The sequence below is a fragment of the Butyrivibrio sp. X503 genome, from assembly GCF_003625475.1.
Classification (GTDB): domain Bacteria; phylum Bacillota; class Clostridia; order Lachnospirales; family Lachnospiraceae; genus Butyrivibrio.
This window is the reverse complement of sequence record NZ_RAIQ01000002.1, coordinates 397,153-410,146: the sequence shown is the minus strand read 5'-3', so window position 1 is coordinate 410,146 and position 12,994 is coordinate 397,153. Positions and strand designations below refer to the sequence as shown.

Below are 12,994 nucleotides of genomic sequence, written 5' to 3'. Positions count from 1 at the left end.
ATTGCGCTATTAAGATGTATTATGCGTTGGCAATTTTATGCACTATTGATGTTCTTGCATCGGGTATATCAACGATACTTGGACTATATTTTTATGCACCGTTGCATTTTGTTGTTTTAATAGCTGAGTTTGTTTTAGATGTTATAGGAATTTCAAATCTATATGAGGTTCATATAGCCAAAAGAGGTTATTTTGGTAAATACCAAACAATGTGGGTGGTATCTGTTTTTGTAGTAGTAGCTTGGCCTCTTTTATTTATCTTAGCGGATAATGATTGGATGCAAGAATTTATCTTAGCGGGTAATAATTGGACACAAGACAGAATTTGGATGTTATTATGTATTATCTTTATTTTTTTAATCGTATTTTTTGTTTATAGATTAAAGTATGCCCTAAACACTGAGAAAGCAATAAATAAGCTTATGAAAGAACAGACCGAGGAGTAAATGATAAAGTAATGAGCAGTATAAAAAGATATTTTGATACAAGACCTCTGCGATCATATCTTTTTGTTGTGACTTTAATATTCGTCATAGAATGGAATATTAGAATCTTATCTTCTATAGGCTATTTTTTGATATTTCTTTTGTGTGTTTTAAGAGCTTTTGTTGCTTATAAAATTGTACGATACCTTAAAGACTCGCAAGGCATTGTAGAGCACTTTTTAGAAGAATCATTATTTTTGGAGCAATATAAAAAGCGTTATTTGAAGGCAACCCGACTATATTCATTGTCTGCCCTTGTTTGTGCGTTACATGTGATTTCAATGATATTGGTAGCGGTTACTGATTCTGATTATTATATATTATGGGCTTTAGTTTTAATTGTGGCCGAATTTTTCCTTGATGTATTAGGAATTTCGCAATTATACGTAATATATTCAGATAACGAAGACGCAATTTCAAAATACGAGTTGTGGTGGATTGTTTCAACTTGTATGGTTGCTGTTTCGGGTATCGCACTTTTATTTGCTATATTTTTTTATATGGATAGTGGTACGGTATTTGGTCCTGTGTTCCTTTTTGGATTAATCATTTTTTGGATACATAGATTTAGCTATGCATACGAGGCAGAGAAGTTTATCAATTCACATAGAGATGATGCGATAAAAGAAGATAAACATAAGCATGAGGACGGAGTAGTTTGATGAGATGCAATAATTGCGGTAATGAATTGAACGAAGGAACAAAGTATTGTTCGATATGCGGCTTTCCTATAGAACAGGCGCAAAAGGGAAACAATATTGTGCAGCAACCGGTTCAACCTTCATCGAAATGGGGCGGAGCTTCCACTGCGCTTAAGCATAAGACAGAGATTATTGTACTTGCATCTATTATTGGTGTGCTCATCTTGTCAGCTGTGATTTTTGCGATTATTTATTTCGGTTCGGGATTCGAAAAGCCGGGTAAGTTTGTTGCTTCAAACACAGCAGAAAGTAGCGGTGTGTCTTCGTCAGATACCGATGAGGATGATGCGAAAGCATCCGATAGTTCCGAAGCTGATAATACAACAGAAAAAAGTGTTAGTGATATAGGGAAATGGGAAGTTTCACACATTACCATCACTGAGATAGACGGAGTTTTATATAACAATCAGGGGCTTTCGAGTGACGAGTTCAAGGACAATATCGAGGAGTGTTATTTTAGTAAGGATTCATCTGTTTGTGCGGTTTTAGATAAGCAGAACAATCTTTATTTTGTACGAGGCGATCTTTCTTCCGAGCTTCTTGAGAAAGGAAGCTTTGCAGTATTTAGCGGTGACAATTCTTGTCTGATTTATCTGAACAATGCAAGTATAAAAAGGTTTGATTGTCAAACATCCGAGACAACATTTATTGCTAAAGCTGATTCTATTGATGAAACTGCAATTTCACCCAATGGTGAGTTTATTGCTTTTTTGCACGCAGAGCATAAAGATGGAGATACAAAATATAATTATTATGTATATTCGAAAGACGGAACGGAAGTGTCGTGCACATCTACTGTAATTGCATATAGGATTGAAGGCGTTAGTAATGACGGAAAGAAAATATATTTCCAATCTTATGCACTCGGTGAAGGGGCGGTTTATTGCCTTAAGGACGGAGAGTTTATCAGGATTGAAGGCTCTGAAGATCATGGAAGAGCCTACTTTGATTTCGCAATGGACAATGCATTGATTGAAAAAGATGATGCGATATATTATTTTTCTTCGGAAACCTGTAAGTCGGAAAAAATAGCTTCAGGAAAAGCGTGCGCAGTATATCCGAAAAGATATTATAACAATTATATAACTGCGGTAATGTATGACAGTCGTCTCGAAGGATGCGTCATCGAATACGATGATAAATTTTACTGGATCGACGATAAGATGGAGCTAATCGCAATCTCTGATGAGTGTTTGGTTTCCGGATGCGATTTTGTTGGAGGGGCAGACGGAAAATACAGATTTTTATATCAAGGAAATAAGAATATTCATCTGATAACATACGATAACGGAGCAACCGATGATAAATTATTTTATCAGTGTGACAGCGAAATCTTCGATATAGCTGCCGATCCGGATTACAACGAAGTATGGATCTCGAGTTTTAATAATGAAATCTATCATATAACAGAAAGCGGGGCAGAGAAGATAGGGTATGACAATTTGGTTAATGCAATAAGAATTGCCTATGATATGTTTTGCGAGCGTATTGTCTTTTGCGGAGATGATAAAAAAGTTGCATATAAAGACTCTGACGGAAATATAATTACAATCAGAGAGGATTGCGAATATGTCGGCTCTCAATATCCGTTTTCTTCTAAAACTGTATGTACTGATTCGAATGGGAAGCATTATATTATTTACGGTAACTTGTTTGTAGAAGATGATGAGAATTAAAGATAGTCAAAAGAAAAGAATAAATGGGGAAGAGTAACTGATGAAATGCACTAATTGCGGCAGCGATGTCGATAAAAAAGAAAAATATTGTCCGGTCTGCGGTGTTCCGCTTGTTCATATGGATGACAGCGGTTGGGAAGAAGTCACAATTCCCGAAAACGTGCCACATGCGCCTTATTACTCAAGACAGGAAGTTGTCGAGCTTTTGGAAAAAGAGCCCGAAAGAAAGTCTGAAATAACTCAGGAGAGTTATATTGAGGAAGAAGGACCACCCCTGAAGATACAGGATTATATATCAACGATCACGGAGGAAGAGGTAATGGCATGCATTATTGTAATTGCGTTTGCTTTGATCCTCTTTGTCTTTTTTGTTATTAAGCTATATAGTTTTTAGACGAAAAACTTTTATGGATGGATAGTACAATATGAAATGCACTAATTGCGGTTATAAAGTGAAAGAGTCAGCGAAGTATTGCCCGATCTGCGGAAATCCGATGATCAAATTGGATGACGGCGGTTGGGAAAAAGTTGAAGTTGAAGAGCGAATCTTTAAAGATACTTCCGAACCTGTTCCAAATATAAGTGATGCTGTAGAACAATACAATATAAAAAAGAAAAAAGAGATCAAGAAAGAGATAAATGTTGCTGCGATCATCTTTACTATTTTGTTTGCATTTATCGCATGTCTTATTGTTATTCCCAATTTCTGGTCTATTTATTATTCCTTTAAAAGTCCCGTTGTATCCGAATTTATCGATCCTGAATCGGATATAGTTAACCTTGCTGAAAATGACGGCGTTCTTTATAACAACAGAGGCGTAGTCAATAAAGAATTTAAAGGTAAGCTCAGTAATATGATCTTTATCCCTGCAGGTCATATCGGAGTTGTGATTGATGATGATATGAATCTTTACTTTATAAACTGCGAGGATCTGACAACGGAATATATCGATCATGCGGTGGGATACAGCTGCAGTTATTACGGCGCGACTTTGTATTATATCGATGATAATAGTAGGCTTCACGTAAATGACCTTGCCAACAGGGAGACTTGGATTCATAAAACAAATGGTGAAGTTCTTTGCGCAGCAATGTCACCGAATTCAGGTTATCTGTGCAGTTTAGAATCCTGGTATGATGTTAATGAAGGACCAAAGTATAAGATCTGTGTAGTCGATAAAGAAGATAAGCCTGTTTATGAGTATGATCTCGGAGATCAATATTATGATCTTCTGAGTATGAGCAATGACGGAGATACGGTTTATTTAAGCGATCTTTATTCAACTAACACATATTATTGTCTTCATGACGGTAAACTGGATGCAATATATTCTCCTGTTAAAACATATTCGTCCGAGGTATATCTAAACGGCGATCAGAATAAAATGATGATAATAGATGAGGGAAAAGTTCTTTGCCATAGTGCAGGGGAATCAGAATGTAAGGAAGTGTTCTCAAGTTCAGACTGCCTGGTTTATCCCAAGACAAATATTGATGTCATGGAGTCAATGCATTTTATTCTGGAGGATAACTTTGACGGAACCGTTATCTTTGAGGATGACATGGGTGATGGCAAATATTACTGGCTTGATGAAGATCTGAATCCTGTTCCGTTTGCGCAAAGTGATGTTGGTGAAAACGCAGAGGCTGTAACCGGAGAAAAAGGTGACTATAAGTTTTTGTATACATACGATGGAGACATTCACTATGCTACTTTTAACGATGGAAAAGTAGGCGATGTAACACTTAAAGAGGGTGATGACCGGATCTATAAGATAGTTTCGGATGAAACAACTGAAAATATATGGATCTCTACAGTAGGCAATGATATTTTTCATGTAAGTGGAGACGCTATCGAACGCATCTATTCATATGAAGGCGGAAGAGATTGTCCTGATCTGGCTTATGACTCATTGACTGAGTTTGTATACTATACGACTCCCGATAAAAAGCTTGTCGGTGTAGATAAAGTTGATGATGTGAAGATGGAGATAAAGGGTGTTGAAGGCTTTGCCGGCGGCACACAGGATTCGGGAGATATAGTCTTTGAGTTTAAAGGCGGAGCAAAGTATAGGATCATATTTGATAAGCTTATAAGATATTCCGACGACTGATCAGAAGGCTTACTATATGAAAAAACGGCCTGGGTACTGATGTACTCAAGCCGTTAATGTTTATCAAATAAAAATATTATACGTTAAGTTCTGATCCTGTAAGGAGCTTATATGCTTCAAGGTACTTAGCGATTGTCTTGTCGATGACATCCTGAGGAAGATTGTAGTCACACTCGGGATTAGCCTTTAAGTAGTCACGAACGAACTGCTTATCAAATGAAGGCTGTCCGTGTCCGGGCTCATAGCCGTCTACAGGCCAGAAACGCGAGCTGTCGGGTGTGAGCATCTCATCAGCAAGTACAACCTCGCCGTTTTCATCAATACCGAACTCAAACTTGGTATCTGCTATTATAATACCGCGAGTGAGAGCGTAGTCTGCACATTTTTTATAAAGAGCAATAGTGTAATCCTTGATCTTGGTTGCGTACTCAAGTCCTTTTCCGGGAAAAGCCTTCTCAAGTACCTCTACGCTACGGTCAAAATCGATGTTCTCATCGTGATCGCCGATCTCAGCCTTGGTGCTGGGAGTGTAGATGGGTTCGGGAAGCTTGTCGCATTCCTTAAGACCTTCGGGAAGCCTGATCCCGCATACGGTTCCGTTTTCTTTGTAGCTGTTCCAGCCGCTACCTGTGATATATCCTCTAACGATGCACTCAACGGGAACCATATTGAGCTTTTTGCAAAGCATGCTGTTTCCTGTGAAATCAGGTGTTCTGAAAAACTCGGGCATATCAGCCGTATCAACGCTGATCATGTGGTTAGCCACGATGTCTTTGGTGTAATCAAACCAGAACTTAGACATCTGTGTGAGAACAGCACCTTTCTTGGTTACTTTGTTTTTGAGAATTACGTCGAAGGCAGAGATTCTGTCTGTTGCTACCATGATCAGGTTTTCACCGATATCATAGATCTCACGAACTTTACCTTCTTTAACAGGACTAAATGTTTGCATTATTGCTCCTCCTTAATATATAGAAAAGATAACTTTATCAGTCGTCTTCCTCTTCCTCAGCAACTGTATTGTATACTGTACGCTTTCTTGCCATCTCGTCGCTTTCGAGATATTCATCATAAGTTGAACGCTTATCTACCAAAGTTCCGTCGGGAAGGATTTCCATTATTCTGTTGGCTGTAGTCTGAACTACCTGGTGGTCACGACAAGCAAAGAGCTCAACTCCGGGGAATTTGATCATTCCGTCGTTAAGAGCGGAGATTGATTCCATGTCGAGGTGGTTGGTGGGCTCATCGAAGATAAGGCAGTTGGCACCGCTTATCATCATCTTGGAGAGAAGACAACGAACCTTTTCTCCTCCGGAAAGAACCTTAACCTTCTTGACACCGTCTTCACCTGCAAAGAGCATACGTCCGAGGAAACCTCTTACATAAGTTGCGTCCTTGATCTCGGAATAGCCTGTAAGCCACTCTGTGATATTGTAGTCATTGTCGAATTCCTTGGTGCTGTCCTTGGGGAAGTAAGCCTGAGATGTTGTTACACCCCATTTGTATGTTCCCTCATCGGGCTCAATCTCACCTGTAAGGATCTGGAAGAGAGTAGTCTTTGCAAGCTCATTGCCGCCTACAAATGCGATCTTGTCATCGTGCTGAACAACGAAGGAGATGTTATCGAGAACCTTTTCTCCGTTGATTGTCTTGGAGATTCCCTCGACAGTAAGCACTTCGTTACCGATCTCTCTTTCAGGTCTGAAATCAATATAAGGATATTTTCTGCTTGAAGGCTTGATGGTATCAAGCTCGATCTTTTCAAGAGCTTTCTTACGTGAAGTAGCCTGCTTGGACTTACTTGCATTAGCTGAGAAACGAGCGATGAACTCTTTAAGTTCCTTGATCTGTTCCTCTTTTTTCTTATTGGCTTCCTTCATCTGTCTGATCATGAGCTGTGATGACTCATACCAGAAGTCATAGTTACCGGCAAAGAGCTGAATCTTGCCGTAATCGATATCTGCGATATATGTGCAAACTTTATTAAGGAAGTAACGGTCATGAGATACTACGATAACGGTGTTCTCAAAGTTGATAAGGAACTCCTCGAGCCATGCGATGGCATCGAGATCCAAGTGGTTGGTAGGCTCGTCGAGAAGGAGAATATCGGGATTACCGAAAAGAGCTCTCGCAAGAAGAACCTTGACCTTCTGATTACCGTCAAGATCTTTCATGAGCTTGTAGTGGTTCTCGGTCTCGATTCCAAGTCCGTTAAGAAGAGACTCTGCGTCTGACTCAGCTTCCCATCCGTTCATCTCGGCAAATTCAGCCTCAAGCTCACTTGCTCTGATTCCGTCCTCGTCTGAGAAATCCTCTTTTGCATAAATAGCGTCTTTTTCATTCTTGATCTCGAAAAGTCTTGCGTTACCTGCAATAACTGTATCAAGAACAACATTGTCATCGTATTTGAAGTGATCCTGCTCGAGGAAGGAGAGACGCTGACCGGGAGTTATAGCGATATCACCGTTTGTTGTCTCAATCTGTCCTGAAAGGATCTTAAGAAATGTAGATTTACCTGCGCCGTTTGCACCGATGATTCCGTAGCAGTTTCCCTCGGTGAATTTGATATTTACATCCTCAAACAGAGCTTTTTTACCGACTCTTAGTGTTACGTTATTAGCACTTATCATTAAAAATAGCCTCACTTAATAAAATCAATTATCTTTGCAACAGTTCGTATTATAGGAGAATCTTCCATAAAATGCAATATATCCGCTGCCAATTGTTTTTACCGTAATTATAAGCTATTATATATAGACGTGAAAAATGTTTTCTTATTAAAAATGCATAAAGGGGACTATCAAATGAAGCTAAATTACAAGAGAACTATATTTATCGGTTTTGCATTCTTTGCAATCATCGCCTTTTGGCAATTCTACGATAATGAAATTCCCAAGATCCTTAAATATACATTCGGCCTTGGAGAGACCGCAACCGGTGCGGTTATGGCTATGGACAATGTCCTTGCGCTTTTCCTCCTTCCGGTTTTCGGAACTCTGTCAGATAAGACCGAGACCAAGATCGGAAAAAGAATGCCTTATATAATCATAGGAACCGTTCTTTCTATTATATTCTTGTTCGTGCTTATAGCTGTGGCAAGAAACAGTGGAAGCTTGCTTCTTTTCATTGGAATTCTTTTACTTCTTCTTATTTCAATGGGAATATTCAGATCTCCAGCAGTTTCGCTCATGCCCGATCTTACGCCTGCACCTGTACGAAGCAGTGCCAATGCTATCATAAATCTAATGGGAACCCTCGGCGGAATATATGTGCTTGTCATGACAAAGCTCCTTCTTGTTGATGGAGACAATCCGGCTGCTGCTGATTATATGCCTTTTACACTCAGTGTCATTATCTGTATGGCTGTCGGAATAGGAATCCTTGTTCTTAAAATTAAAGAGAATGCCATTAAGAAAGAGATAAAAGAAGAGGGCGGCCTTTTGTCACTAGGAGACGAGCTTGAAGAAGGAAGCTCTTTCAGAGAAAAGACTACAGTGTCAAAAGAGGTTGAAAAGAGCCTTCGTTTCCTTCTGGTATCGGTATTTCTTTGGTATACCGCATACAATGCAGTGACAACAGCTTTTTCAAGATTTGTTGTTGAAGTATGGGATATGAGAAACGGAGACTATGCGACATGCCTTTTGGTGGCAACGGTCGCAGCTACATTAAGTTATGTGCCGATCGCATATATATCGGGAGAGATCGGAAGAAAAAAGACTATTCTCATAGGAATAGTAATCATGGCGACCGGATATATAACAGCAGGATTGTTCCCCAGCTTTTCTTTCTTTATAAATATATGTTTTGTTATGGTCGGAATAGGATGGGCTACCATCAACGTCAATTCATATCCAATGGTCGTGGAGATGTGTAAGGCGGGAGATATAGGTAAGTTTACGGGATTGTATTATACTTTCTCCATGGCAGCGCAGGTATTTACACCTATTTTCTCGGGATTTTTGCTTGAGCATATTTCCTATAAGACACTCTTTCCGTACTCGTTTATATTCTCCGTACTTGCGTTTATGACTATGCTCATGGTTAAGCACGGAGACACTCGTCCGGATAAAAAGAAGAGTATTTTGGAGAATTTTGATATAGATGACTGATTTTTCTGCAATTTATTGTTGTCAATTAGACAATTAGGCTGTAAAATATTTAGCGGACGCGTTACGAATTATATTACTAGGAAGTGGTTTGAATGTTCTTAATTGAGGTTTTATGCGCTATTGCGGTTATTTTGATCGCACTATATTTTATCATGATAATGCCAAGGATGTTCTGCAAACCTTCCAGAGAACCACATGTCAAAGTGCTGTATGCTCATCGCGGACTTCATGATAACAACAGTGAGGCTCCCGAGAATTCAATGGCTGCTTTTAAGAAGGCTGTTGATGCAGGCTACGGAATAGAGTGCGATGTTCAGCTCTCTAAAGACGGAGTACCCGTTATTTTCCATGATTTTACACTTGAGAGAGTGGCCAGGAACGAGGACGGAACACCTGCAAAAGGTAAGGTGATCGACTATACCTATGAAGAGCTTATGCAGTTCAAACTTCTTAATTCCAATGAACGCATCCCCAAATTTGAAGATTTCCTTAAGCTTGTAGACGGCAAGATACCGCTTATAATCGAGCTCAAGATAGAGCTTAAGGACCTTTCGGTATGCCCTAAGGTAGACAATCTTCTCAGAGATTACAAGGGAGTATATTGTATAGAATCCTTCAATCCTTTGGGACTTATATGGTACAAGAGACATAATCCCGGTATCATGCGAGGACAGCTTTCCGATGAGTTCCACAAGGAAAAGCCTGAAGAATTCAATACATTTTTGTATTTTTCCCTTACGTATCTTTTCTTTAATGTGTTTGCTAAGCCCGATTTTATAGCTTACAACCACAAATATCCTTATAATTTATCGCTGTGGCTGTGCAGACATTTATATAAGAATGTAACCGCTGCATGGACGATTAAGAGTGAGGAAGAACTTGACAGAGCCAAGAGAAACTTTGATATCTATATCTTTGACAGTTTCATACCGGCCGATGGCCCCAATCTTTGATAATTAACTGCATCTTTTTACTATTTGATAAAAGAACCGCAGTAGTTATAAATAAAAATGTATATATGAAAGGTTGCCATTATAGAGGAATGGCAAGAAAGGTAAAACAATGGCGAACAAGTGGGTTTATATGTTCAACGAAGGTAACATGACAATGCGTAACCTTCTCGGTGGTAAGGGTGCTAACCTTGCTGAGATGACAAGTATTGGTCTTCCTGTACCTCAGGGATTCACAATCACAACAGAGGCATGTACACAGTACTATGAGGACGGTCGTAAGATTAACGACGAGATCATGGCTCAGGCTATGGAAGGCGTTAAGAAGATGGAAGAGATCAACGGTAAGAAATTCGGCGACCTTCAGAATCCTCTTCTTGTTTCTGTTCGTTCAGGAGCTCGTGCTTCTATGCCCGGTATGATGGATACAATCCTCAACCTCGGTCTTAACGATGAAGTAGTTGCAGCAATGATCAAGGGCAACCCCGATCCTGCATTCGAGCGTTTCGTATATGATTCATATCGTCGTTTCATCCAGATGTTCTCTGACGTAGTTATGGAGGTTGGTAAGAAGTATTTCGAGCAGCTTATCGACCAGATGAAAGAGAAGAAGGGTGTTAAGTTCGACGTTGACCTTACAGCAGCTGATCTTAAGGAGCTTGCAGAGCAGTTCAAGGCTGAGTACAAGAACCAGCTTGGTAAAGACTTCCCTTCAGATCCCGTAGAGCAGCTCAAGCTTGCTATCGAGGCTGTATTCCGTTCATGGGATAACCCTCGTGCTAACGTATATCGTCGTGATAACGATATCCCTTATTCATGGGGAACAGCCGTTAACGTAATGCCTATGGTATTCGGTAACCTTAACAATGAATCCGGTACAGGTGTTGCATTCACTCGTGACCCTGCTACAGGTGAGAATAAACTTATGGGTGAGTTCCTTATCAACGCTCAGGGTGAGGACGTAGTTGCAGGTGTTCGTACACCTATGCCTATCGCTCAGATGGAGCAGGAGTTCCCTGAGGCTTATGCTGAGTTCATCAAGGTTTGTGATACTCTTGAGAACCACTATCATGACATGCAGGATATGGAGTTCACTGTTGAGAACAAGAAGCTCTATATGCTTCAGTGTCGTAACGGTAAGAGAACAGCTCCCGCTGCTCTTAAGATCGCTTGCGACCTCGTTGATGAGGGACACAAGACGCCTGAAGAGGCTGTAGCAATGATCGATCCTCGTAACCTTGATACACTTCTTCACCCTCAGTTCGATGCTGCTGCTCTTAAGGCTGCAACACCTATCGGAAAGGGTCTTGGTGCATCTCCCGGAGCTGCTTGCGGTAAGGTTGTATTCACAGCTGATGACGCTGTAGAGTGGGCTGAGAGAGGCGAGAAGGTTGTTCTTGTTCGTCTTGAGACATCACCTGAGGATATTACAGGTATGAAGGCTGCTCAGGGTATCCTTACAGTTCGTGGTGGTATGACATCACACGCTGCCGTAGTTGCTCGTGGAATGGGTGAGTGCTGCGTATCAGGTTGTGGCGACATCAACATGGATGAGGAAAACAAGAAGTTCACACTTGGTGGAAAAGAGTTCCACGAGGGAGACTTCATTTCAATCGATGGTACAACAGGTAACATCTACGAAGGACAGATCGCAACTGTTGACGCTCAGATCGCAGGCGAGTTCGGACGTATCATGGCATGGGCTGATGAGTTCAGAAGACTCAAGGTTCGTACAAATGCTGATACACCTGCTGATGCTAAGAAGGCTAGAGAGCTCGGTGCTGAGGGTATCGGTCTTTGCCGTACAGAGCACATGTTCTTCGAGGAAGACAGAATCGCTGCATTCCGTGAGATGATCTGTTCAGATACAGTAGAAGAGAGAGAAGCTGCTCTTGATAAGATTCTTCCTTATCAGCAGAACGACTTCAAGGCTCTCTATGAGGCTCTTGAGGGATGCCCTGTTACAATCAGATTCCTTGATCCTCCGCTTCACGAGTTCGTTCCTACAACTGAGGACGAGATCAAGAAGCTCGCTGATGCTAAGAATAAGAGCGTAGAAGAGATCAAGGCTATCATCAATTCTCTTCACGAGTTCAACCCTATGATGGGTCACAGAGGATGCCGTCTTGCAGTTACATATCCTGAAATTGCTAAGATGCAGACTAAGGCTGTTATCCGTGCTGCTCTTGAAGTTCAGAAGGCACACTCTGACTGGAACGTTAAGCCTGAGATCATGATTCCTCTTGTATGTGAGGTTAAGGAGCTTAAGTACGTTAAGAAGGTAGTAGTTGAGACAGCTGACGCTGAGATCGCTGCTGCAGGCGCTAAGCTTGAGTACGAAGTTGGTACTATGATCGAGATCCCCAGAGCTGCTCTTACAGCTGACGAGATCGCTAAGGAAGCTGATTTCTTCTGCTTCGGTACAAACGACCTTACACAGATGACATTCGGATTCTCTCGTGATGATGCAGGTAAGTTCCTCAATGCTTACTATGACACAAAGATCTTCGAGAACGATCCTTTCGCTAAGCTTGACCAGACAGGTGTTGGTAAGCTTATGGAGATGTCACTTAAGCTTGGTAAGCCCGTTAATCCTGCTCTTCACGTTGGTATCTGTGGTGAGCACGGTGGTGATCCTTCATCAGTTGAGTTCTGCCACAAGATCGGTCTTGACTATGTATCATGCTCACCTTTCCGTGTTCCTGTTGCTAGACTTGCAGCAGCTCAGGCAGCTATCGCTGACAAGGCAAACAAGGCTTCTGATACAAAGTCTTTCGTAGACGATGAGACTAAGGAGAAGCTTAACGAGGCAGCTAAGAAGGCTGAGGCTATTGCTAAGGAACTCGCTGAGACATCAGCTGAGGTTGCTAAGGCAGGTCTTGCAGGTCTTAAAGCCGGACTTGAAGAAGCTAAGAAGGTTTACAACAACTCAAAGAAGAACTAATAGTTGAAAAACTAT

10 protein-coding genes are annotated in these 12,994 nt (G+C 40.9%); 8 read left to right on the top strand and 2 right to left on the bottom strand.

Annotated elements, in window-relative coordinates; translation table 11 throughout:
* Nucleotides 1–26 precede the first annotated feature (26 nt).
* From D6853_RS04750 to D6853_RS04730, 5 genes are read left to right on the top strand one after another with little or no spacing between them, the layout of a single operon-like run.
* Entirely contained in the window at nucleotides 27–446 is a 420-nt protein-coding gene (locus D6853_RS04750) for a hypothetical protein (protein ID WP_147367701.1), read from the top strand.
* Nucleotides 447–457: 11 nt separating this feature from the next.
* Entirely contained in the window at nucleotides 458–1,147 is a 690-nt protein-coding gene (locus D6853_RS04745) for a hypothetical protein (protein ID WP_120656875.1), read from the top strand.
* The gene (locus D6853_RS04740; RefSeq protein WP_120656873.1) at nucleotides 1,147–2,862 is read left to right on the top strand and encodes a zinc-ribbon domain-containing protein; all 1,716 of its coding nucleotides are present in this window, start codon (nucleotides 1,147–1,149) and stop codon (nucleotides 2,860–2,862) included. The genes D6853_RS04745 and D6853_RS04740 overlap by 1 nt, the downstream gene beginning before the upstream one ends.
* 40 nt (nucleotides 2,863–2,902) lie before the next feature.
* Entirely contained in the window at nucleotides 2,903–3,256 is a 354-nt protein-coding gene (locus D6853_RS04735; RefSeq protein WP_120656871.1) for a zinc ribbon domain-containing protein, read from the top strand.
* 31 nt (nucleotides 3,257–3,287) lie between these two features.
* Entirely contained in the window at nucleotides 3,288–4,976 is a 1,689-nt protein-coding gene (locus tag D6853_RS04730) for a zinc ribbon domain-containing protein (protein ID WP_120656869.1), read from the top strand.
* A 76-nt stretch (nucleotides 4,977–5,052) separates the two neighbouring features.
* On the opposite strand, the gene D6853_RS04725 is transcribed toward D6853_RS04730, so the two are convergent.
* Nucleotides 5,053–5,928 carry a phosphoribosylaminoimidazolesuccinocarboxamide synthase gene (locus tag D6853_RS04725; protein ID WP_120656867.1) on the bottom strand — a complete coding sequence of 292 codons (876 nt, stop codon included), beginning with the start codon at nucleotides 5,926–5,928 and terminating at the stop codon, nucleotides 5,053–5,055.
* Between the two features lie 37 nt (nucleotides 5,929–5,965).
* Entirely contained in the window at nucleotides 5,966–7,606 is a 1,641-nt protein-coding gene (locus D6853_RS04720) for an ABC-F family ATP-binding cassette domain-containing protein (protein WP_120656865.1), read from the bottom strand.
* Nucleotides 7,607–7,780: 174 nt separating this feature from the next.
* Here D6853_RS04720 and D6853_RS04715 point away from each other — a divergent pair, with 174 nt between their 5' ends.
* The 3 genes from D6853_RS04715 to ppdK all read left to right on the top strand — a co-directional run bounded on the left by D6853_RS04715 (nucleotide 7,781) and on the right by ppdK (nucleotide 12,979).
* Complete coding sequence (locus D6853_RS04715) at nucleotides 7,781–9,085, top strand: MFS transporter (RefSeq protein ID WP_120656863.1); 1,305 nt, start codon at nucleotides 7,781–7,783, stop codon at nucleotides 9,083–9,085.
* 92 nt (nucleotides 9,086–9,177) lie between these two features.
* Nucleotides 9,178–10,038, top strand: a complete 861-nt coding sequence (locus D6853_RS04710) for a glycerophosphodiester phosphodiesterase family protein (RefSeq protein WP_199712999.1) — start codon at nucleotides 9,178–9,180, stop codon at nucleotides 10,036–10,038.
* A gap of 109 nt (nucleotides 10,039–10,147) precedes the next feature.
* Entirely contained in the window at nucleotides 10,148–12,979 is a 2,832-nt protein-coding gene (gene ppdK, locus D6853_RS04705; RefSeq protein WP_120656861.1) for a pyruvate, phosphate dikinase, read from the top strand.
* Nucleotides 12,980–12,994: the final 15 nt, after the last annotated feature.

Excerpts from the sequence above, each read along its gene's own strand:
- D6853_RS04735 (WP_120656871.1), top strand. The coding sequence starts at position 2,903 with ATGAAATGCACTAATTGCGGCAGCGATGTCGATAAAAAAGAAAAATAT.
- D6853_RS04745 (WP_120656875.1), top strand. The coding sequence starts at position 458 with ATGAGCAGTATAAAAAGATATTTTGATACAAGACCTCTGCGATCATAT.
- D6853_RS04740 (WP_120656873.1), top strand. The coding sequence starts at position 1,147 with ATGAGATGCAATAATTGCGGTAATGAATTGAACGAAGGAACAAAGTAT.
- D6853_RS04710 (WP_199712999.1), top strand. The coding sequence starts at position 9,178 with ATGTTCTTAATTGAGGTTTTATGCGCTATTGCGGTTATTTTGATCGCA.
- ppdK (WP_120656861.1), top strand. The coding sequence starts at position 10,148 with ATGGCGAACAAGTGGGTTTATATGTTCAACGAAGGTAACATGACAATG.
- D6853_RS04715 (WP_120656863.1), top strand. The coding sequence starts at position 7,781 with ATGAAGCTAAATTACAAGAGAACTATATTTATCGGTTTTGCATTCTTT.
- D6853_RS04720 (WP_120656865.1), bottom strand. The coding sequence starts at position 7,606 with ATGATAAGTGCTAATAACGTAACACTAAGAGTCGGTAAAAAAGCTCTG.
- D6853_RS04725 (WP_120656867.1), bottom strand. The coding sequence starts at position 5,928 with ATGCAAACATTTAGTCCTGTTAAAGAAGGTAAAGTTCGTGAGATCTAT.
- D6853_RS04730 (WP_120656869.1), top strand. The coding sequence starts at position 3,288 with ATGAAATGCACTAATTGCGGTTATAAAGTGAAAGAGTCAGCGAAGTAT.